General features: G+C 65.9%; 19 protein-coding genes and 1 pseudogene. 6 read left to right on the top strand and 14 right to left on the bottom strand.

All coding sequences use genetic code 11. The features are described 5' to 3' along the window. The 7 genes and pseudogenes from J2X38_RS21655 to sucC form a co-directional block, all read right to left on the bottom strand. Nucleotides 1-271: pseudogene (locus tag J2X38_RS21655) on the bottom strand (phosphotransferase family protein); the annotation flags it as partial. 173 nt (nucleotides 272-444) lie between these two features. Next, entirely contained in the window at nucleotides 445-1437 is a 993-nt protein-coding gene (locus tag J2X38_RS21650) for a cupin-like domain-containing protein (RefSeq protein WP_310257388.1), read from the bottom strand. Nucleotides 1438-1493: 56 nt separating this feature from the next. Next, nucleotides 1494-2774 (bottom strand): serine hydrolase domain-containing protein, encoded by a 1281-nt coding sequence (locus J2X38_RS21645; protein ID WP_310257386.1) that lies wholly within the window; start codon nucleotides 2772-2774, stop codon nucleotides 1494-1496. Between the two features lie 91 nt (nucleotides 2775-2865). After that, on the bottom strand, nucleotides 2866-4221 hold the full coding sequence (locus J2X38_RS21640; protein WP_310257384.1) for a DUF389 domain-containing protein: 1356 nt from the start codon (nucleotides 4219-4221) through the stop codon (nucleotides 2866-2868). 6 nt (nucleotides 4222-4227) lie between these two features. Beyond that, complete coding sequence (locus tag J2X38_RS21635) at nucleotides 4228-5157, bottom strand: electron transfer flavoprotein subunit alpha/FixB family protein (protein ID WP_310257383.1); 930 nt, start codon at nucleotides 5155-5157, stop codon at nucleotides 4228-4230. Then, a complete protein-coding gene (locus tag J2X38_RS21630) occupies nucleotides 5154-5903 on the bottom strand; it encodes an electron transfer flavoprotein subunit beta/FixA family protein (protein WP_310257381.1) in 750 nt (249 codons plus the stop codon). Before J2X38_RS21630 ends, J2X38_RS21635 begins: the two co-directional genes overlap by 4 nt. 107 nt (nucleotides 5904-6010) lie before the next feature. Beyond that, on the bottom strand, nucleotides 6011-7216 hold the full coding sequence (sucC, locus tag J2X38_RS21625) for an ADP-forming succinate--CoA ligase subunit beta (RefSeq protein ID WP_058539938.1): 1206 nt from the start codon (nucleotides 7214-7216) through the stop codon (nucleotides 6011-6013). Nucleotides 7217-7422: 206 nt separating this feature from the next. Between sucC and J2X38_RS21620 the strand changes: the two genes are divergently transcribed. After that, a complete protein-coding gene (locus J2X38_RS21620) occupies nucleotides 7423-8547 on the top strand; it encodes a M23 family metallopeptidase (protein WP_310257379.1) in 1125 nt (374 codons plus the stop codon). Between the two features lie 4 nt (nucleotides 8548-8551). Here the strand turns inward: J2X38_RS21620 and J2X38_RS21615 are convergent, their stop codons facing one another. The 6 genes from J2X38_RS21615 to J2X38_RS21590 all read right to left on the bottom strand — a co-directional run bounded on the left by J2X38_RS21615 (nucleotide 8552) and on the right by J2X38_RS21590 (nucleotide 15008). Further along, complete coding sequence (locus tag J2X38_RS21615; RefSeq protein WP_058539936.1) at nucleotides 8552-8863, bottom strand: hypothetical protein; 312 nt, start codon at nucleotides 8861-8863, stop codon at nucleotides 8552-8554. A gap of 5 nt (nucleotides 8864-8868) precedes the next feature. Further along, nucleotides 8869-10014, bottom strand: coding sequence for a serine hydrolase (locus J2X38_RS21610; protein WP_310257376.1), 1146 nt, complete (start codon nucleotides 10012-10014; stop codon nucleotides 8869-8871). Between the two features lie 168 nt (nucleotides 10015-10182). After that, nucleotides 10183-10863 carry a peptide-methionine (S)-S-oxide reductase MsrA gene (gene msrA, locus J2X38_RS21605; protein WP_405053482.1) on the bottom strand — a complete coding sequence of 227 codons (681 nt, stop codon included), beginning with the start codon at nucleotides 10861-10863 and terminating at the stop codon, nucleotides 10183-10185. A gap of 383 nt (nucleotides 10864-11246) precedes the next feature. Beyond that, a complete protein-coding gene (locus J2X38_RS21600; protein ID WP_310257373.1) occupies nucleotides 11247-12458 on the bottom strand; it encodes a pyridoxal phosphate-dependent aminotransferase in 1212 nt (403 codons plus the stop codon). A gap of 129 nt (nucleotides 12459-12587) precedes the next feature. Further along, entirely contained in the window at nucleotides 12588-14420 is a 1833-nt protein-coding gene (gene pabB / locus J2X38_RS21595; RefSeq protein WP_310257371.1) for an aminodeoxychorismate synthase component I, read from the bottom strand. 51 nt (nucleotides 14421-14471) lie between these two features. Beyond that, on the bottom strand, nucleotides 14472-15008 hold the full coding sequence (locus J2X38_RS21590; RefSeq protein WP_058539933.1) for a hypothetical protein: 537 nt from the start codon (nucleotides 15006-15008) through the stop codon (nucleotides 14472-14474). Nucleotides 15009-15143: 135 nt separating this feature from the next. Between J2X38_RS21590 and J2X38_RS21585 the strand changes: the two genes are divergently transcribed. Beyond that, a complete protein-coding gene (locus tag J2X38_RS21585; RefSeq protein ID WP_310257365.1) occupies nucleotides 15144-16811 on the top strand; it encodes an AMP-binding protein in 1668 nt (555 codons plus the stop codon). Between the two features lie 94 nt (nucleotides 16812-16905). Here J2X38_RS21585 and J2X38_RS21580 read toward each other — a convergent pair whose 3' ends face one another. Beyond that, entirely contained in the window at nucleotides 16906-18195 is a 1290-nt protein-coding gene (locus J2X38_RS21580; RefSeq protein WP_310257363.1) for an NADH:flavin oxidoreductase/NADH oxidase family protein, read from the bottom strand. A gap of 143 nt (nucleotides 18196-18338) precedes the next feature. Between J2X38_RS21580 and J2X38_RS21575 the strand changes: the two genes are divergently transcribed. From J2X38_RS21575 to J2X38_RS21560, 4 genes are all read left to right on the top strand, one after another. Beyond that, a complete protein-coding gene (locus tag J2X38_RS21575; protein ID WP_082639892.1) occupies nucleotides 18339-18773 on the top strand; it encodes a MerC domain-containing protein in 435 nt (144 codons plus the stop codon). Between the two features lie 102 nt (nucleotides 18774-18875). Then, on the top strand, nucleotides 18876-19340 hold the full coding sequence (locus tag J2X38_RS21570; protein WP_137893978.1) for a Fur family transcriptional regulator: 465 nt from the start codon (nucleotides 18876-18878) through the stop codon (nucleotides 19338-19340). Between the two features lie 31 nt (nucleotides 19341-19371). Continuing rightward, nucleotides 19372-20211 carry a hypothetical protein gene (locus J2X38_RS21565; RefSeq protein WP_310257360.1) on the top strand — a complete coding sequence of 280 codons (840 nt, stop codon included), beginning with the start codon at nucleotides 19372-19374 and terminating at the stop codon, nucleotides 20209-20211. A 69-nt stretch (nucleotides 20212-20280) separates the two neighbouring features. Further along, nucleotides 20281-21804 carry a fumarate hydratase gene (locus J2X38_RS21560; protein ID WP_310257358.1) on the top strand — a complete coding sequence of 508 codons (1524 nt, stop codon included), beginning with the start codon at nucleotides 20281-20283 and terminating at the stop codon, nucleotides 21802-21804. The last annotated feature ends 195 nt before the right edge of the window (nucleotides 21805-21999 follow it).

The following is a 21999-nucleotide window of genomic DNA, read 5'->3' as shown; positions in this document are numbered from 1 at the left end:
TCTTCGCCGGCGACACCTCCGCCAGCACCCGCCGCATCACATAGCCCGTGCCCAGCCCGTCGCCCGGCTCGAGCACGCCGACGACTTCGGGCGCCCTCACCCCCGCATCAAACGCCGCCATCACCAGCGCCGCCTCGTCGACATGCCCGAACGGACGGTCCGCCATATAGTCCGCCGACGGCGCGCGCCGCAGGACATAGGCCTCCCTCGCCCAATCGAACGCAAAGCTCTCCATGTTCGCGCCGCCCGACAAACGCGTCAGGCCCGACAAAACGCCAGCTCCGACAACGCGGGTCATCAACGCTGGGAGAAAGTCGGGAAGCGACGTCATGCCGCGATGGTGCGGACTAAGCGGAGAGAGCGCAAGCCGGCAATCGCGTCAGGATAGCCGGCGATCAAGAAAGAAAAAATGCTGCCTCAAGGAGCTCCAAATTCACAGGAATGTTACAAGGCGCCCCACGACACATAGTCCTCAACATGGACATTGGGCCGGCGAAAGCTCGTAAAACTCATGCTGGCGGAGAGGTCGAGCGCTTCGATCTGATGCCACCAGCCGACGGGCAGGAAGATGGCCTCGCCCGGGCCGATGACTGTTTCGAGCACCGGTGGTACGGCCGAATCGCCACTGCCGGCGGGCAGCGCTTCATTGCCCCAGTCGGAGAAACAGTGGCGACTGTTGCGCATCCGCGCGAACGCCCATGGCGGCGCCATCCGCACATGCTTGCGCCCGATCACCTGCACGAGCAGATTGTTGGTGAGGTCGTGGTGCCAGGGGGTGAGCGTGCCCCTGGGCCCGAGCCAGAAGAAACCGTCGCGCGCCCGCGTATCGTCGAGCAGCGCGATCGGCGCCAGATCGTCCCACAAGGGAGCGAGCGCGGCGGCGTTGGTGCCGCTGTTGTAGGCGGTGAGATAGACGTCATTGCTCGCCTCGTCCTTGCGGAGCCAGTCGATCAGTTCGCCGAAACGGACGAGGCGGCGATGATCGTCCTTCGCCAGTTCATAGTCGGGGTCGCGCTCGCGCTCGACCTGCGCCTCGACGACGGCATCGCCCGCGGCCGCGGCGAAATGGTCGAGCGACCAGCGCGTCAGCGCCGGCCAATGATCGACGAGGTCCGTCAGCTTCGCGGGCCGGTTGACCTCATAATAATGGCGGTAGAAATGCCCGGCATCGGGCGCAGCGAGCGTGTCGAGCGCGAAGCCGCCTTCAGCCTCACGCGCCAGCCGCTCCTGATTGGCGAGCAGCCAGCCCTGCTTCGCCATCCGCGCCGCCTGGCGCCGCAGCATCGCGGCCATCGGATCCTTCGCCAGCCGGTCGACCTCATATTTCGCCGCCGCCGCCGACACGCCCGCGGCGGCAAGGCGCGCGTGCAGCGCGCTATCGTCATCGCCGGCCGCAAGGCCTTCGGCGAGCAGGGTGCGTTTGTCGGGTTGAGACATCGAAGAAAACTCCTCGCGCCGCTCAAGGGCATCGCGATGACAAAAGGATGACAGCGCTAGTCGCCCGCGGGGCCCCGATAGTCCGGCCCATAGACCGCGGCGCGAAAATCGCGGTGGAGCGTACCGTCATAGGGGATGGTCTGGACGAAGAAGACCGCGGTCAGCTTGTTCGCCGGATCGACCCAGAAAAGGGTCGATGCCATGCCGTCCCAGAAATATTCACCCGTCGCGCCGCGATTTTCCTGGCGGGTCTGCGGCGGCGATTTGCGCACCGCGAAGTCGAATCCGAAGCCGACTGCACCCTTGCCGGGGAGCCACGCGCGTTCGGTGATCGCCGGGTCGAGCTGGTCGGTCGCCATCAGTTTCACGGTCGAGGGTTTGAGGATGCGCGCGCCGTCGAGTTCCCCCTTGTTCAGCAACATGCGCGCGAAACGCTGATAATCGTCGAGCGTCGAGGCGAGGCCGAAGCCGCCGGGGGTCAGCGCATGCTCCCTGAAATTCAGCACCTGCGCCTCGGCCGCGGCTTGCTGGACCAGCTTGCCGTCCTTCTTCACATTCATCGCCGCAAAGCGCGGCAGCCGCGCATCGGGTTGGCGCCACGCCGTCTCCCGCATCCCCAGCGGTTCGAAGATATGGGTTTGGACATAGTCGGCGAAGCGCTGGCCCGAGAGCTTCTCGACGAGCGCCGCCTGCACATCGACCGCGATGCTATATTCCCACTGCGTGCCCGGCTGGAACAGCAGGGGCACTGTGGCAAGTCGCCGGCTTGCCTCGGCGAGCGGGATCGTCAATGCGAGCGGTTCGGCCGCGACATAGGCGTCATGTGCGGGCGTCGGCCCGGCGCCATAAGCGAAACCCGCGGTGTGGCGCAGGATATCGCGGACAGTGATCGGCCGTTCGGCGGCGACATAGCGCGGCTGGCCCGCGGCGTCCTTCCCGGCATAGACGCGCATGTCGGCATATTCGGGGAGATATTTGGCGAGCGGGTCGTCGAGATGGAACTTGCCCGCCTCCCACAATTGCATCAGCGCGACGCCGGTGACGGGCTTGGTCATCGAATAGATTTGCGCGATGGTGTCGCGGCGCATCGGGCGCTTCGCTTCGCGGTCGGCCATGCCGGCGCTGCCGAAATAAACCTCGCGCCCATCCTGCCAGATCAGCGCCGAGGTTCCGGCGGCGCGGCCGTCGGCGATCATCGCCTTCAGCGCCGCATCGATCCGCGCCTTGTCGATCGTCACCACTTCGCGCGGCGCCGCCTGTGCATGGAGCGGCGGAGTGCTCGCCGCCAGACCCGCACTCGCCATCATCATCGCCAACGCCAGTCGCTTGCCGCGCATATCGCCTCTCCCCTGCCCGCCGTCCGCCGGGTCCGGCGCGCATCACATGGGATCGGGCGCGACAGGTCAACCCGAATAGGTCTGCGCAAGCCTATTCGGTCGCGGCGGCTTCCGCCACGGGCGTCTCTACCGCCGTGAGACTGCCATTCTGGATCAGCCATTGCGGATAGCCCGCCTGCACCGCCGCGACGATGCGATCGACCGCGGCGGCGACCTGCTCGCCCTCCGCCTCGCGGTCGCGCTGAACGACGACGCGCCGCGCCTGCGCGTCGATCAGCACGCGTTCGCGCGGAACAAGCTCGCCGACGGTCAGGCTGGCGAGGATTTCGCGGCTGTCGTCTTCGCGTTGCTCGAGCGTCGCGATACGCTGGTTCAGCCGTTCCTCGAACTCCACCGCGGCGTTGGTCTGCTGGCGCAACTGGGCGATGCTGACGCGCACGTCGCGTTGCACCTTGCTGCGCACCGCCCGCGCCAGATTGGCGTTGAGCTGCGCGGCATATTGACCGACGAGCACGACACCATCGACCGCGATTTCGTCATTCTCGACCCGGACGTTCAGGCTGTCGACGCGATCGTCCTTGCCGAGCAGGCGATTGAGTTCGGTCTGTACGGTCGTGCGCGCGCCGATTTCGCGGACGATATTGTTGAGCGACAGCGCAAGCGGGATCGACAATATGCCGAGCGCCGCAACGATGCCGACGGCCTGCACCGCCGTATGCTGGCGCGTGAGCGATGGCCCGAAATGATTGAGCCGCGCGACGATCGTCGCAGCGAAGGCAATGGCAAGCGTGTTGGTCAGAAACAGGAGCGCCGCGCCGAGCGCAAAATCCATCCGCCCCGTCACCAGCCCGAAGCCGACCGTCGACAGCGGCGGCACCAGCGCCGTCGCGATCGCGACGCCGACCATGACGCCCGACAGCTTGCGCATGATCGCATAAACGCCCGCGATGCCGCCGACCACCGCGACGCCAAGGTCGAGGAGGGTTGGCTGGGTTCGCGCGCGGAGTTCGGGGGTGACATCCTTGATCGGCGACAGCCAGATGATCAGCATCGCGACGAGGATCGCGACCGCCATCCCGGCGGCAAGCGTCACCAGCGAACGGCGGATCAGATTGCTTTCGATGGTCGCCAGACCAAAGCCGATCCCCATGATCGGCCCCATCAAAGGCGATACCAGCATCGCGCCGATCACGACCGCGGTCGAGCTTTGCAACAGGCCCAGCGTCGCGATCGCCGCGGAAAGGATGATCAGCAGCAGGAATTTCTTGTCGAGCCGCGCATCGCGCGCGACGCTCGCCAATATCAACGAGCGATCGAGAGCCTCTTCGCCCCCGATCGCTTCGCTGTTTTCGTCATCCGGGCGCGGCGCCGAGCGCGTGGCCCGGCGCCCGCCGGCGTTGAACGGCGCGTCGCCCAGTCCGGGCACGCCGGGGTGATCGCCAGCCACGGCGGATCAGATCTTGCCGGTCAGCTCGGGAACGGCGTTGAAGAGATCGGCGACGAGGCCGAAGTCGGCGACCTGGAAGATCGGGGCGTCTTCGTCCTTGTTGATCGCGACGATCGTCTTCGAATCCTTCATGCCGGCGAGATGCTGGATCGCGCCCGAAATGCCGATCGCGAAATAGACTTGCGGTGCGACGATCTTGCCGGTCTGGCCGACCTGATAGTCGTTGGGGACATAGCCCGCATCGACCGCGGCGCGCGAAGCACCGAGCGCGGCGCCGAGTTTGTCGGCGAGCGGCACGATGACTTCTTCATATTTCTCGCTCGAACCCAGCGCACGGCCGCCCGACACGATGATCTTGGCCGAGGTCAGCTCGGGGCGCTCCGATTTGGCGATTTCGGCGCCGACGAAGCTCGAGATGCCGGTGTCGCCGCCAGCCGAGACGGCTTCGACCGTGCCCGAACCGCCCGAGGTGGCAGCCTTTTCAAAGGCGGTGCCACGAATGGTCAGGACGAGCTTCGCGTCCGACGATTCGACGGTCGCGATCGCGTTGCCGGCGTAAATCGGGCGGGTGAAGGTCTTCGGACCTTCGACCGACAGGATTTCCGAAATCTGCATCACGTCGAGCAGCGCGGCGACGCGCGGCGCGATATTCTTGCCGGTGGTCGTCGCGGGCGCGACGAAGGCATCGTGCGACCCCATGAGGTCGGCGACGAGCGGCGCGACATTTTCGGGCAGGTTATGACCGAAAGCGGCGTTGTCGGCGACGTGGACCTTTTGGACGCCGGCGATCTGCGCGGCTTCCTTGGCGACGCCATCGACGCCCGAACCGGCGACGAGGAGATGGACTTCACCAAGCTTCGCGGCGGCGGTCACCGCGGCGAGCGTGGCGTCCTTGACGGCGCTGCCGTCATGTTCGACCCAAACGAGCGTTTTCATGAATGCACTCCCAGCGCTTTAAGCTTGGCAACCAGTTCATCGACATCGGCGACCTTGACGCCGGCCGAGCGGACGGGCGGTTCCGAAACCTTGAGCGTCTTGACGCGCGGCGCCGTGTCGACGCCGTAATCGGCGGGCGACTTGGTATCGAGCGGCTTCGACTTCGCCTTCATGATGTTCGGCAGCGACGCATAGCGCGGCTCGTTCAAACGAAGGTCGGTGGTGACGATCGCGGGAAGCTTGAGCTTCACCGTCTCGAGGCCGCCGTCGACTTCGCGCGTCACATTGACGCTATCGCCTTCGACGTTGACCGCGCTGGCGAAGGTGCCCTGCGCCCAGCCGGTGAGCGCAGCGAGCATCTGGCCGGTCTGGTTGTTGTCGTCGTCGATCGCCTGCTTGCCGAGGATCACAAGACCCGGCGCTTCGGCGTCGGCGATCGCCTTGAAGATTTTTGCGAGCGCGAGCGGCTCGACCGCATCGTCGGTCTGCACCAGGATCGCGCGGTCGGCGCCCATCGCGAGCGCGGTGCGCAGCGTTTCCTGCGCCTTCGCCGGGCCGACGGAAACCGCGATGATCTCGGTCGCGACGCCCTTTTCCTTCAGGCGAATCGCTTCTTCGACACCAATCTCGTCGAACGGGTTCATCGACATTTTGACATTGGCGAGGTCAACGCCGGTGCCGTCGGACTTGACCCGCGGCTTGACGTTATAATCGAGCACCCGCTTGACGGGGACGAGGATTTTCATGGCTTGCAAAGCTCCTCTCAACAAATTGTGCACTGCGCCATAATTGCGGTTTACGTAAACGTCAACCTCACCCCTCCCCCTCACGGTGGGGAGGGGTGGTCGAGGCGTCAGGCCGCGCGGACTTCTGCGACGATTTTCTTCGCCGCATCGCCCAGATCATTGGCCGCAACGATCGGCAGGCCCGAATTGGCGAGGATATCCTTACCCTGCTGGACATTGGTGCCTTCGAGACGGACGACGAGCGGAACCGAGAGGTTCACTTCCTTCGCCGCGGCGACGATGCCCTCGGCGATGATGTCGCACTTCATGATGCCGCCGAAGATGTTGACGAGGATGCCCTTTACGGCGGGATCCTTGAGGATGATCTTGAACGCCGCGGTGACCTTTTCCTTGCTCGCGCCGCCGCCGACGTCGAGGAAGTTCGCCGGGAATTCGCCGTTGAGCTTGATGATGTCCATCGTCGACATCGCGAGACCCGCGCCATTGACCATGCAGCCGATGTTGCCGTCGAGCTTGATGTAGGCGAGGTCATATTCCGACGCTTCGACCTCGGCCGGATCTTCCTCGGTCAGGTCGCGCAGCTCGGCGAGATCCTTGTGGCGGAACATCGCATTGCCGTCGAACGCCACCTTGGCGTCGAGGACGAGCAATTCGTCGCCGTTCGCGCCTTCGCAGACAGCCAGCGGGTTGATTTCGATCTGCTCGGCATCGGTGCCGAGGAAGGCGGCATAGAGGCCACCAAGCACCTTGGCGGCCTGCTTGGCGAGATCGCCCGACAGGCCGAGCGCCGCGGCGACGCTGCGGCCATGGTGCGGCTGGATTCCCGTGGCGGGATCGATCGTGATCGTGTGGATCTTTTCGGGCGTGTCGTGCGCGACGGTTTCGATGTCCATGCCGCCCTCGGTCGAGGCGACAACCGCGATGCGGCTGGTGGCGCGGTCGACGAGCAAAGCGAGGTAGAACTCCTGCTTAATGTCGGCGCCGTCGGTGATGTACAGGCGGTTGACCTGCTTGCCGGCTTCGCCGGTCTGGATCGTCACCAGCGTGTTGCCGAGCATGTCCTTGGCGTGCGCTTCGACTTCCTCGATCGTCTTGGCGAGGCGGACGCCGCCCTTTGCGTCGGGGCCGAGTTCCTTGAACTTGCCCTTGCCGCGGCCACCCGCGTGGATCTGCGATTTCACGACATAGAGCGGCCCGGGGAGCTGCTTCGCCGCGGCGACGGCTTCCTCGACGGTCATCGCGGCAATGCCCTTGGGGACGGCAACGCCAAATTTCGCGAGCAGTTCTTTTGCCTGATATTCGTGGATGTTCATGAGGTCTGCCGGGCCTTTCGACTCTGTGAAGGGAGAGGATCGGCGCCGCCTAAGCACAAGTTTGGCGCCAATTCTACCCCCGGGTAGCCCCAGATATTCTTGTGCGCGGCAAAGGCTTGCGGCGAGCCGGTCCGTCTTTCGGATGACGCCCCGGGCCCGAGTTGATAATCGGGCACGGTCGAGGGATCGGGATGAGGGACGCGAAGATGCGGATAAAGCTTCTTGTTTTGACATGGTTGACGCTCGCCGGTCCGGTCGCCGCGACCGCACAAGTGAACCAGTCGATCGATGTACAAATCGTCGAGGCGCCCAAAATCGTTCGGATCGGCGACGCCGACCAGCTCGTCTATGAACTCCACCTCACCAATTTTTCCAGCCATCCGCTCGAGCTGAACGCGCTCGCGATCAAGGCAGGCGACACGCCGATCAAGACCTATAGCCGGGACGAACTGCCCACGGCGATTGATCTCGTCGGGCCGCCCGAAGCCAATTCGCGGATCATTCCCATCGGCCGCCGCGCTGTCGTCTATATCGGCGCGCCCGTCCCCGCCGCCTATCTCCGCGGATCGATCTCGCACAGCCTGACGCTGAGCAAGATCGACACCAATGAGGGTGATTTCACAATTTCGGGCGGCACGGCAACGCCGGAGGCCGCCGCCCTGCCCCGCCTGTCGCCGCCGCTGCGCGGCGGCCCGTGGGTCGCGGTGTATGATCCCGGCATGGAGCGCGGGCATCGCCGCGTCTTCTATGCCACCGAAGGATCGGCCACCCTGCCCGGCCGTTTCGCGATCGACTATATGAAGGTCGACACGAAAGGAAAATTGTCGTCGCGCGATGCCAATATCCCGGCGAATCACCATGGCTTCGGCGCCGAGGTGCTCGCGGTCGCAGACGGTACGGTCGTCGCGGTGCGCGACGATGTCCCCGACCCGGCCACCGTATCGGGCAGGCCGAGGCCCGGGATTGCCGACGCCAGCGGCAATTTCGTGATGCTCGACATCGGCGGCGGCCGCATCGCGACCTATGAGCATATGAAACAGGGCGCGCCGGTCGCGGTCGGCGACCGCGTCAAGGCGGGGCAGGTCGTCGGCTTCCTCGGCTTCACCGGGCAGGCGAGCGCGCCGCACCTCCATTTCCACCTCGCCGACCGCGCGTCGATCCTCGGCGCCGAGGGCCAGCCCTATGTCGTCACCTCGCTTACGCGGCTGGGGCAATATGCCACGATCGAAAGCTTTTCCCGTCGCGAAGCATGGCTGCCGGCCGACCGCTCCGAAACGGTGCGGAACAGCTTTCCGCCGCCGAACCTCGTCGTGCGCTTTCCGGGCGATTAAGAATTTAGCGCAACGCGCAGAGCGCGGCGGAGCTGGTCGACACCGTCAGTATCTCGGGATCCTTGAGCGCGCGGACCTTGCGGAAAAACTGGTCGAGCGACAGGTCGGTGACGCGTTTGTCCTTGAGACTGCCGAGCGCCGACAGGCGGCGAAGCTGGACCAGCGACAGCCGGTCGACCATGCGTTCGGCCATGCACGCCGACATCGCCTTCGACAGGCCGGCATTGTTGAGGCCGGTGCGCAGCCGCGTTTCGGGCGTCGCGCATCCGGCGAGCGCGAGCGCCAGCAGGGCCAGCGGCAGGGCAGCAAGCTTCATCGGGATTACCTTCCGTGATATTCGGCGACGGCCGATGACACCGACTGCATCAAGGCCATGCGCGCGGGAATACCCGACGAGGTGGTGCCCATCATCACGACGATCGCATAGCGCGTGCCATCGGGCGCGGTGGCAATACCGATGTCGTTATAGCCCGCGGTCATACCGCCGAGATTCTGTCCGGTCCCGGTCTTGTGCATGAATTGCCAGCCCGGTGGCAGCCCGGCCTTCAGCCGCCGCGGCCCGCTCCGCGTGCGGCTCATCACGCCTTGCAGATATTCGGTCGATTCGGGCGACAGCAAGGTGCCGCGCGCGAGCCGCGTCAGCGCGCTCGCGATCGCGGCGGGGCTGGCGCCGTCGACCGGATTGGCGAGATAATTGTCCATCGCGGCTTGGCGCGTCGCGGCCGACAGCGCCGCGCGCGCGCTCTCGAAATTGCGGCCGACCGAATAGCTTTGCTGCCAGGTCAGCCCCGCGGTCCCCGCCTGCAACAGGCGTTCCCCGGGCCCGAAGCGGATCGAGCCGAGATCCTTTTTCGCGATGAAGGCGCGCACGGCGGCAGGCCCGCCGACGGTGCGCAGCAGGCTGTCGTTCGCAAGATTGTCGCTGTGGGTGATCGCGGTTTCGATGAGGTCGCGGACGCTCATCGTCACCGATCCCTCGGCGCGGACGCGCGCGGCGAGCGGCTGGTGAAAGACCACCAAATCCTCGGGACCGATGCGGACGCGCTGGTCCATCGTCATCCGGCCCTGATCGACCGCGTCGAGCACCGCCAGCGCCACCCAAAGCTTCGACACGCTCTGCTGCGGGAACAGCTCGCCGCCGCGCTGCGACAGCGACCATTCGCCGTCGATGCGCTGCACCGCGATGCCGGTCTTGCCGGGGAAGCCGCGCCACAGTTCATAGATGCGCTCGTTGAGACCCGCGGGAGCGCGGCGGAATCCGGGATCAACGGGGCCGACGGGACGCGGCATCGCCGACCGCACCGGTTGACCGATCGGCACCGTCACCGAACCGGACGGACCGCGCACTGCCGCTGGCGGCTGCGCGCGCGGCTGCGGAACGATCGCGGCGCTGCTGACGCAGCCCGCAAGCACCGCGGCGCTCATCGACACGGCGAGGAGCGGCTTGCCGGAAAACCTGAACTTCATTCGAACCCCGCACTTGCGACTTTTATATTATCCCGACCCCTCTCGGGCATTTCCTGCGTCACGCAGGCGCGCGGGAGGGGCCAGCGATTTGCGGTGAATGATTCTTCTGCCGCGACCAATCGCGGAACCGGGCGGATTTCGGGCTCGGGCTTTACGCGCGCGGAATTGTCAGGGTGCTGGCTTTGCGCGCACCATATCGGGGTAAAGCCGCTTGAGCGCCGCGAGCTTGGGCGCATCCCAGCGCAGGATATAGCCGTTCTTGGGGTTCAGGCGCATGAAATCCTGATGATTCGCCTCGGCGGGATAGAAGCGCTTGTACGCCTCGATCGGCACGACGATCGGTTTCGCGAAATATTTGCCGCCGCCGATCTGCGACAGATAGGCGGTCGCGACCTGGCGCTGGCTGGCGTCGAGCGGGACGATCGCGGCGCGATATTGCGGACCCGTGTCGGGACCCTGACGATTCTTGAGCGTCGGATCGGCGATCACCGAAAAAAGGATGCGGAGCAGGCTGCCATAGCTGACCTGCGACGGGTCATAGACGATGCGAACCGCCTCGGCATGGCCCGACTTGCCGTCGTGAGTCCGTTCATATTTGGCGGTCGCGGCGTTACCGCCATGATAGCCCGATTCGACCGAAATCACGCCTTTGACGTTGGAAAAGACGCCCTCAACGCCCCAGAAACAGCCGCCCGCGAGCACCGCGGTCGCGCGCTTGGCGCTGACGGCAGGGTCGACGAACGGAGCGGGCAGCTTGACGACGCTTTCGGCCTGCGCCGGGGTGCATTGCGCGACGATCGCGCCTGCGACCAGCGCCGTGACGGCGCGAAGCGAAAGGGTGCGCCGCAGCGGCGTCACACCGGGATCGGCAGCGCCGGCTGATTGAGCACGATATAAGTCGCGCCAATCGCGAAGCCAGCGAGCATGGTCAGGAACCAGTCGGAGCGGAGCATGGAGAGCATATGGGCCTCTTTTTTTCATATTTGTCAATTCGCGGCCGAGACCGCTTTGGTTACACCGACGATATGGAGCGCCCCGACCAACCGTGCAGTGATGTCCGTCACCTTAGCGAGGATGACTTACTATCCGGTGAACCGTGCGCTTAACCGCCGTTCATGTGCAAATAGGAGCCGCCGCGGGCAATACAAGACCGATCGGTATAGAATTCCTATGCGGGTGCAAATCTTCCGTCACCCCGGCGAAGGCGGGGATGACTATAACAGCGGGCAGCGTTAGCTGAGCGCCGCGCACGCCTGCTGGATGCGCACGCACGCTTCCTTCAGCACCGCTTCCGACGTCGCGTAGGAGACGCGGAATGCCGGCGACAGGCCGAAGGCACCGCCGTGCACCGCCGCGACCTTGGCGCTGTCGAGGAAATAGTCGATCAGCGCTTCGTCGCTGTCGATCAGCTTGCCGTCGGGGGTCTTCTTGCCGATGCAGCCCGACGCGTCGGGATAGACATAGAAGGCACCGTCGGGGACGGGGCAGTCGAGGCCCGGCGCGTCGTTGAGCATCGCGACGACCATGTCGCGGCGCTTCCGGAACGCCGCGTTGCGATCGTCGAGGAACTGCTGCGGCCCGCCGAGCGCGGCGGCGGCGGCGGCCTGCGCGATCGAGCAGGGGTTCGACGTCGACTGCGACTGCAGCTTGCCCATCGCCTTGATGATCCATGCGGGGCCGCCGGCATAGCCGATACGCCAGCCGGTCATCGCATAGGCTTTCGAACAGCCGTTCACCGTCAGGATGCGGTCGATCAGGTCGGGGCAGCGCTGCGCAAAGGTGGTGAAGGCGAAATCGGCGTACCAGACATGCTCGTACATATCGTCGGTCATCACCATCACATGCGGGTGGCGGCGGATCACTTCGCCAAGCGCGTCGAGCTCTTCGCCCGAGTAAGCAGCGCCCGACGGGTTCGACGGCGAGTTGAACATCACCCAGCGCGTCTTCGGCGTGATCGCGGCATCGAGCTGCGCCGGGGTGATCTTGTAATTCTGCGCCGCGGTGCCCTCGATGATCACCGGCGTGCCGCCCGCGAAGGCGACGATGTCGGGGTAGCTCACCCAATAGGGCGCAGGGATGATCACCTCATCGCCCTTGTCGACCGTCGCGACCAGCGCGTTGAACAAAGTGTGCTTGCCGCCAACATTGACCGAAATCTGGTCGAGCCCGAATTCAAGACCGTTGTCGCGGCGGAACTTGCCGCGGATCGCGTCCTTCAGCGCCACGGTGCCGTCGACGAGCGTATATTTGGTCTGCCCATTGCGGATCGCCTCGATCGCCGCTTCCTTGACGAAGTCGGGCGTATCGAAATCGGGCTCGCCGGCGCTGAGGCCAATCACATCGACGCCCGCGGCTTTCAGCGCCGTCACGCGCGCGGTCATCGCGAGCGTGGCCGAGGGCTGGATGCGGTTGAGGGCGGCGGAGACATGGGGCTTCAGCGACATGACGATATCTTCCGTGGCTTGCGCGGTTCGGGCTGCAAAAGGACAGGAAATTGCGCGCGGCCGCGCCTAAAGCGTCTAACCGATATTCGCAAGCGCGCAGCTTGATAATTTACCTATGCAGCCGGCAGGTCAGCCTATCGCGGATGCCGCAGCGTCCGCCAGCCGTGCGGGGATCAGCCCGCGCAGCGAATTGCCGATAAAGAATCCACTTTCCAGATCGGCGATCCGCAGGTGCGATTCGACCGCGCGCCCCTTGTCGATCAGTTCGGCGCGCAGCACCCCGGGAAGCAGCCCGAGCGCGAGCGGCGGGGTGAGCAGCTGGCCATCGCGCTCGACGAAGATATTGCTCCAGCTGCCCTCGGTGACGAAGCCGGGCTCGTCGACGAAGACGACCTCGGCCGTGCCGCTCTCGTGCCGCGCGCCGTCATAGGCGGCACGCAGGCTCGTCTTGTGCGTCAGGCGGAAATCGTCGGCGGCCATCGGCGCGGGCCGCACCGCGACGGGCACGGGCAGTTCGGCAAGCCGTGGCAGCGGCGACACCTCGATCGCGAGCGCGCCCGACGGCGCGAGCCGCATCCGCACGCGCGCGGCGCTGCGCAGGCGGAAGGTCGCCGATTGCAGGACGTTGCGCGCGCCGTGCCGGTCGAACACGAAGCCCAGCGCCGCAGCGCTCGCCTTCATCCGCGCCAGATGCCCTTCGATCCGCTGGACGCCTTCGACCGGATCGAAGAACATCGTTTCGATGAGGTCGAAGCTTTCCCCCGCTGCGCCCACAAATTCCCCCTTGGCCAGACATTCGCGCCATTCTTCAACCGGTTCGCTGTCGGCGACGATTCCGGAGCCCAGTCCCAGCGTGGCGCAAGCAGGGCCGTCCTGCAAGGCGCTTTGCGGTAACAAAAGCGTCCGGATCGCGACATTGAATGCCGCATCGCCCCCCGGCTCGATGAACCCGATCGAGCCTGTGTAAAGCCCGCGCGCACCCGATTCCAGCTCGTCGATGATTTCCATCGCGCGCACTTTCGGCGCCCCGGTGATCGACCCGCACGGAAAAGCCGCGCGCAACACGTCGACCGCCCCGGCGCCTTCGGGCAGGCGCGCACTGACATCGGAGACGAGCTGGTGGATCGTCGGGAAGCTTTCGACACGGAACAAGTCGGGCACCGCGACCGACCCCGGCACCGCGACGCGCGACAGGTCATTGCGGATCAGGTCGACGATCATCAGATTTTCGGCGCGCTGTTTGGGATCTTCGGCAAGCTCGCGCGCCGCAGCAGCATCAGCCTCGGGATCGGCAAGCCGCGCCGCGGTTCCCTTCATCGGCCGCGCCATCACCTGCCCGCCCCGCAGCGCGAAGAAGAGTTCAGGCGAATGCGAGACGATCGCCTGTTCGCCGGTCCAGATCACCCCGCCATAACCCGCGCGCGCGGTGCGGCGCAGCCGTGCATGAATGGCAAGCGGATTGCCGCGCACCGGAACGTCGGCCCGAAAGGTGAAATTCGCCTGATAGATATCGCCGGCGCGGATGAAGCCCAGCACGGCCTCGACAGCGGCCAGATAGTCGGCGCGCGCGACGCGCGGCGCGACCTTGCCGATCCACGCCGACGCCGGATCGGGAAGCAGGCCCGCCACCTTGTCGGCGTCGATCCGCCGGACCTGGTGGAACAACCCGAACCAGCCGAGCGGCGCATCGCCGGTTTCGGCATCGACCGCCCCGCGCCATGCCGGCGCGAGCGCCTTGCCCGCCTCGTACGTCAGATAGCCCGCCGAATGGAGTCCGCGCGCCTGCGCCGCGTCGAGCGCCGAAAGCAGCGCCGGAACCTCGGCCGCGGAATGGGCGGTCAACACCTCGACCGGATCGACGAACAATCGCGCCGCCGCCGCGCCCTCGGCGCGCGCGTCGTCGAGCAGGACGAAGGGCGGACAGCCCGGCCCCGGAAGCGGGATCGCCTCGCCGCCCGTCATCGCGGTATCGTCATCGCTGTGTCATGGGTGCCGGTCGCGCGCCCGCGGCGGTCAGCGGTCGCGCTTCATGCGGATCGTGCGGCCGCCGTCGATGGACGCAAAATAGCTGCCCATCGTCGCGACCTTGATCTTCACTTTCTGCCCCGCCTTCGGCTGGCGCGGCAGGCGGGTGGTGTCGATCTGCACCCACACCGCGTCATCTTCCATCACCAGCGTATATTTGCCCGACCGGTCGATGCTCGCCGAGCGGATCGTCGTTTCGATCTCCTTGACCTCATCCTCATCGCCGCCGAAAATTCCGCCGAGCTTGGGGAAGGCAAAGCCGAACAGTCCGCGCCGCGCCTTTTTGGCGGTCTCGCGGTCGGTGAAAGTGATTTCGCGCGCCTGATCGGCGGTCGACAGCTCGCCGACCTCGCGGTCGAAACAGGCGAGGCGCGCCGCCGGATCGGCGATGTCGCGGCAGGCGTAGAGCTCCTGGATCTGCGCGGGCCTTGCGGTCGGCAGCTTGTCCTTCGCGGTAGCCGGAACGGCGAGCGCGCAGGCGAGAAGGACGAGCGGCGCGGCGACGCGCGATGACAGCTGCAGCATGACAAAACCCCTGGCGAAGACAATATGCGCTGCCTAGCCGTCCGGACTGCGCGCCGCAAGCGAGCCCGGTTGCAAATCACCTTACTGACCCTAGTGTAAGGAACCCCGCCTATTCGAAGAGGATATCAACCCCCGATGGACAGCCGCTTTTCCTGGTCTACCGATTATCGCCATCCCACGGCCTGGGACCAGGAGTTTGCGCCGCTGTCGCTGCCCGACATGCTCGCCGCCAGCGTCGCGCGGCGCGGCGATGCGCCGATGCTCGATTTCCTCGGCCGCCAGTTCAGCTATGCCGAGGTCGCGCGCGGCGGCGCCCGCGTCGCACGCGGATTGCAATTGCAGGGCATCGGCAAGGGCAGCCGCGTCGGACTCTTCCTCCCCAACGTCCCGCATTATGTCGCAGCCTATTATGGCGCGCTCGCCGCCGGGGCGACGGTGGTCAATTTCTCGCCGCTCTATACGGTCGCCGAGCTCGAGGCGCAGGTCGAGGATTCGGGCACCGAGACGCTGTTCACGATCAGCGCCGCGGCGCTGCTCCCCACTGCATTGAAGGTGCTCGACGGCTCAAGCCTCAAACAGCTCGTCGTCGGCTCGGTCGCGGGCGGGCTGCCCGCGGCGAAGTCGGTGCTCTATCGCCTGTTCAAGCGGACCGAGGTCGCGGCGCTCCCCGAAGACCCCCGCGTCATCCGTTTCTCGGCGCTCACCGACAATGACGGCCGGCCCGAACCCGTCGCGATCGACGCCGAAAAGGACATCGCGCTGATCCAATATACCGGCGGCACGACGGGAACACCAAAAGGCGCCAAGCTGACGCACCAGAACCTCACCGCCAATGCGCGGCAGGTCAATGCGATCGACCCCGATCATGGCGCCGCGGACCGCATTCTCGGCGTTCTCCCCTTCTTCCACGTCTTCGCGAACACCTGCGTGCTCAACCGCACGGTGCTCAACGGCGGTTCGATCACGATGCTGCCGCGCTTCGATGCGAAGCAGGCGCTCGACGCGATCACGCGCACCAAAACGACCGCGCTGCCCGGCGTGCCGACGATGTATCAGGCGTTGCTCGATCACCCCGATCTCGCGAAGACCGACTTTTCTTCACTGCGCATCTGCATCTCGGGCGGCGCGCCGATGCCCGGTGAATTGCGTGAGAAATTCACCGCGGCGACGGGTGCCTCGCTCGTCGAAGGCTATGGCCTCACCGAAAGCTCGGGCGTGGTCGCGACCAATCCCTATGAAGGCCCGGTCCAGCCGGGCACGATCGGCCAGCCGCTCCCCGCGACGCACATTCGGCTTCTCGACAAGGAGGATCCGTCGAAGGACGCCCCCGACGGCGAGCCCGGCGAACTCGCGGTCAAGGGGCCGCAGATCATGCAAGGTTACTGGAACCGCGCCGACGCGGACAAGGACAGCTTCACCGACGACGGCTGGCTGCGCACCGGCGATGTCGCGGTGGTCGAGGCCAATGGCTATATCCGCATCGTCGACCGGTTGAAGGACATGATCGCGGTCGGCGGGTTCAAGGTGTACCCGAGCGTGATCGAGGCGCATCTCTACGAGCATCCCGCGGTCAAGGAAGCGATCGTACTCGGCGTTCCCGACGCCTATCGCGGCGAGGCGCCCAAGGCCTTCGTGACGCTGGAGGACGGGTTCCAGGTGAGCGGCGAGGCGCTCGCCGCCTGGCTCAACCCCCAGCTTGGTAAGCATGAGCGGGTGAAAGAGGTCGAGGTGCGGCTGAACCTGCCCAAGACGATGATCGGTAAGCTGGACCGGAAGGCGTTGCGCGCCGAAGAGGGAGCTTAAGCCCCTCCCTCGTCATTCCCGCGAAAGCGGGAACCCAGCGAGCGACCGTTGCAAATGGGTTCCCGCTTTCGCGGAAATGACGAAAATGGAAGGATCAGCTCTCCGCCCGCGCCTTCATGATCGCCTTGTTGCGCGCCTCGAGCGTGCGGAGGGCCGAAAAGACGCTCAGCCTTTCGTCGATCCGGCCCTTGTGGCCGAGCAGCCAGAGCTGCTGGTAGAACCAGTAAATGCCCGCGAAGCCGTCGATCGCCTTGACCATCTGCAAGCGCTTGAGGAAGCCCAGCCAGCCGGGAACGAGCCCGAGGCCGTCCTCATATCGCGGCAATGCCTCGTCGCCTGCCAGCAGGCGCTTGGGCGCGTCCGCCATCAGGCACATCGGCCGGCCGAGCCCGATCACGTCGGCCGCGCCACGCTCGAGCGCCTGCTCCATCGCTGCGCGGCTGCGAAAGCCGCCGGTGACCATCAACGGCACCGACACGCGCGCCTGCATCGCCAGCGCGAAATCGACAAAATAGGCCTCGCGCGCGAGCGTCGACGGCGCGACATTCTGCGGCGCGCTGTCCTCCATCCCCTCGATCCCGAGCAGCTTCGGCTGTTCATAGGTGCCGCCCGAAATCTCGATCAGGTCGACGCTGGCGGCCTCCAGCCACCCCGCGACGGTCAGGCTGTCCTCGAAAGCGAAGCCGCCCTTCTGGAAATCGGCGCTGTTGAGCTTGACCGAGATCGGGAAGGCCGGCCCCGTCGCCGCGCGGATCGCCGCGATGACATCGAGCAGCAGGCGCGCGCGGTTCTCGAGGCTGCCGCCATATTCGTCGGTGCGCCGGTTCGAAAGCGGGCTCAGGAATTGCGACATCAGATAGCCGTGCGCGGCGTGGACCTGCACCCCGGTGAAGCCAGCGTCCTGACACGCCTTTGCCGCGGCCGCCCAGCGCTGCACCAGCTCGGCGACCTCGTCGCGAGTCAGCGGTTCGGGCTGCCCGAACTGCCCACCGGGCAACCCGAGTTTCACGTCCGACGCCGATTTCGGGTGACGGTTGACCACCGCGGGCGTCTGCCGCCCGCTATGGCTGATCTGCGCCCAGAAATGATTGCCGCCGCGCGTTGCCGCGGCAGCCCAGCGCGAGAGGCGTTCGTGCATGTCGGCGTCGGGCACCCGCTCGATCACGACATTGCCCGGGCGCTCGAGATGATCGCGGTCGATCACCAGATTGCCGCCGATGAGCAGCCCCGCGCCGCCGTCGGACCACAGGCCGTAAAGCCGGTCGAGTTCGGGGGTCGGGCGGCCATCGGGGGTCGCCATCCCCTCGGTCATCGCCGCCTTGGCGATCCGGTTCGGCAGGATCGCGCCGCAAGGCAGCCTCAGTGGCCGGGCCAGTTCAGACATCGCGCCCCCTTCAGGTTTCGTTCCGCAACTTATGTAGCCCGATCGGCCGTGTCCGCAACCCGAAAGAATATGACAATGTAATGTTGTAACCTTTGTCATGATATGCCATATCTCGGCTCGCTATTGCACCAACGGAGAATCGGGTGACCCAAGTCGCCAGCCATGCCCCTGTCCTGACGCGTCTCGGCGCGGTGGTTCGGGCTGCGCGCGATTCGCGGCCGCTGACATCCTTGAGCGGCGATCAGCTGGCGATGGGATTGTCGGGGCTGTGCCTCGTCCACTGCCTCGCCACGACGATCTTCTTCGCCTCGATCGCCTCGGTCGGCGGGGTGTTTCTCGACAATCACCTGTTCCACGAGATCGGGCTGATCATCGCGATCGGCTTTGCGCTGATCACGCTCGTTTCGGGCGTGCTCAGCCACGGCTATATGATGCCCTTCGCGGTCGGCAGCTTCGGGCTGGGCATGATGGCGGGCGCGCTGTCGCGGCCGCACGACGGTAGCGAAGTGATCGCGACGATGATCGGCGTCGCCGTCGTCGCGCTGGGTCACGACCTCAACCGCCGCGCGCGGCACTGATCCCACCGCATCGGAGATGTCCGCAACTTGCGGGCACGCCCTAAACAGCCTACATTGGGACGATAGTTAGCGCGGGATTTCCCACGCTTCGAGGAAACGCCAATGGGCAAGCATGATCATCCGCACGTCGAGGCCAGCGGCGCCTCGCTCGCCAAGGCGGCGCAGAGCGCGCTCGAAGGCGCGGGCGAAGCATGGACCGACATGCGCGCGCAGATTTTCGACGCGGTCGCCGAAATCGGCAAGCCCGCGAGTGCTTATGAAATCGCCGACATCGTCTCGCAGAAGCGCGGCAAGCGCGTCGCGCCGAACAGCGTCTATCGCATCCTCGACCTGTTCGTGGCGAACAACCTCGTCCGCCGCGTCGAAAGCGCGAACGCCTTTGTCGCGAACAGCCATCCCGGCTGCCTCCACGACTGCATCTTCCTGATCTGCGACACATGCGGCACCGCGGTGCATGTCGATAACGACAAGATTTCGGGCGGCGTTCGCGCCGCGGCCGAGGCGACAGGCTTCGCCGCCGAGCGCCCGGTGATCGAGGTGCGCGGCAAATGCGCCGAGTGCCAATAAGGTGAGCGAGCGCGCTCCACCGGACGGTTAGATGCCGATCGGGGGGCTCCAGCATTGGATCGAAGCGCAGCGGACCCGCCCGCCCGCGCCGACGCGCGCGTGGGTCTGGACGCTGGCATTCGGCATCGCGACTTTGCTCTTCGGACTCTATCTGGGTCAGGTCTTTCCGCAGACGGGGCATGACATTGCGCCCGGCTATGGCGCCCCGGTCCTCGCCTTCGAGTTCGCCGGCGGTCAAGCCGACCTCGAAGCGATCTTCGGCCTCTATACCGACCCGCAGCAGGTCACGCGCCTCGCTGCGATGCGGACCGGCAACGAGCGCGACTATCTCTATATGCTGCTCTACGCCGGCTTTCTCGCCAGCGGGTGCATCGCACTCTGGCACGAGCTTCGCCTCCGCGCGCTTCTTGCCGCCGCCGTGCTGCCGGTCGCCGCGGCGCTTTGCGACGCATGGGAGAATTACCTGCTCTTCGACATCCAGGCCGCCTTCACGCTGGGCGACTATTCGCCCGCGATGGCGAGCCTGCCCTACCCCGTTGCCGCCAAGTTCCTGCTGCTCGCCGCGACCAATGTCATGATCGGCGCCGCGGCGACGCAGCTCGGGCGCTGGTGGGCGCTGTTCGGGACGATAGCGATCCTCGCCGCGATCCCGACCGTGATGGCGATCATCACCCCCGCCGCCTTCGCCTGGGCGCTGATACCATCGGCGGCGGGCGGCTGGCTTCTGCTTCTGGCGCTGGCCGCTACGGGCAGTTGGCGGGCGTTCGCCCACAAACGCCCGCTCGTCGATCTAGGGGCGGCGGTGCCCGAACCCGGCGAAGTACAAACCGCCACCCCGACGCGCCCTGTCTTCGGCCGCCGCCGCACCTGACCCCTTGTCCACCCCGACCGTGCGGGTCTAGGGAAGCCGCGAATCCTGCAAAAGGGCGAAGGGCTGCACATGAACACCGTGATCATCCGCGAAGACGACCTGATCGAAACGATCGCCGACGCGCTCCAGTACATCAGCTATTTCCATCCGATGGACTATATCCGCGCGCTCGGCGCCGCCTATGAACGCGAAGTCTCGCCCGCCGCGAAGGACGCGATGGCGCAGATCCTCTCGAACAGCCGCATGTGCGCCGAGGGGCACCGCCCGATCTGTCAGGACACCGGCATCGTCACCGTCTTCATCAAATGGGGCATGGACTGCCGCCTCGACTCACCCCGCAGCCTGCAGCAGGTCGTCGACGAGGGCGTGCGCAAAGCCTATCTCCACCCCGACAACAAGCTCCGCGCCTCGATCCTCGCCGACCCCGCATTCAGCCGCGTGAACACGAAGGATAACACGCCGTCCGTGCTCAACGTCGAAATGGTCCCCGGCGCGAAGGTCGTGATCGACGTCGCCGCGAAGGGCGGCGGCAGCGAGAATAAGTCGAAGTTCAAGATGATGAACCCGTCGGATTCGATCGTCGACTGGGTGCTCGAAATGGTGCCGCAGATGGGCGCCGGATGGTGCCCCCCGGGGATGCTCGGCATCGGCATCGGTGGCACCGCCGAAAAAGCGATGCTGCTCGCCAAGCAATCGCTGATGGACCCGATCGACATGACCGAACTGCTCGCACGCGGCCCGAGCAATCCGACAGAGGAACTGCGCATCGAGCTGTATGAAAAGGTCAACGCGCTCGGTATCGGCGCGCAGGGGCTCGGCGGCCTCGCAACCGTGCTCGACATCAAGATCGCCGACTGGCCGACGCACGCCGCGTCGAAACCCGTCGCGATGATCCCGAACTGCGCCGCCACCCGCCACGCGCACGTCACACTCGACGGCAGCGGCCCGGCGTTCCTCGAACCGCCCGTGCTCGCCGACTATCCGCAAATCGACTGGGCGCCCGACAAGGCCGCGATCCGCGTCGACCTCGACAATCTGACGCCCGAGGTGGTCGCCAGCTGGAAGCAGGGCGACCGCATCCTCTTGAGCGGCAAGATGCTCACCGGCCGCGACGCCGCGCACAAGCGCATCGCCGACATGCTGGCGAAGGGCGAGGAACTTCCCGTCGAATTCAAGGGCCGCGTCATCTACTACGTCGGCCCGGTCGACCCGGTCGGCGAAGAAATCGTCGGCCCCGCAGGGCCCACGACCGCGACGCGCATGGACAAGTTCATGGACATGATGCTGGACCAAGGTCTGCTCGCCTGCGTCGGCAAGGCCGAACGCGGCCCCGCCGCAACGCAGGCGATCGCCAAGCACAAGAGCGCGTACCTCATGGCGGTCGGCGGCGCGGCCTATCTGGTCGCGCGCGCGATCAAGGGGTCGAAGGTCGTCGGTTTCGCCGACCTCGGCATGGAAGCGATCTACGAGTTCGAGGTCCAGGACTTCCCCGTGACCGTCGCGGTCGACAGCGAAGGCCAGAATGTCCACGTCAACGCGCCGAAGCTGTGGCAGAAACGCATCAAGGACGAAGGGTTGCTCGAGAAGGCGTAACTCCTCCCTCGTCCTTCGTCACCCCGGCGAAGGCGGGGGTCTCGCCTAGCGGCGCAAAACCTCCGAAACGGCGAGATTCCGGCCTTCGCCGGGATGACGATCGTGGGACGACGGCCGGTCGCTACCCACGTAACGGTAAGTCCCCGACATGCGCTTGCGTTTCGCCGCCGATGCGGCACATTGCTTCGCATACGA

It is taken from the genome of Sphingopyxis sp. BE235 (assembly GCF_031457175.1).
Taxonomy (GTDB): Bacteria; Pseudomonadota; Alphaproteobacteria; order Sphingomonadales; family Sphingomonadaceae; genus Sphingopyxis.
The sequence above is the reverse complement of the archived record's forward strand: the minus strand, read 5'-3'. Positions and strand labels throughout refer to the sequence as shown.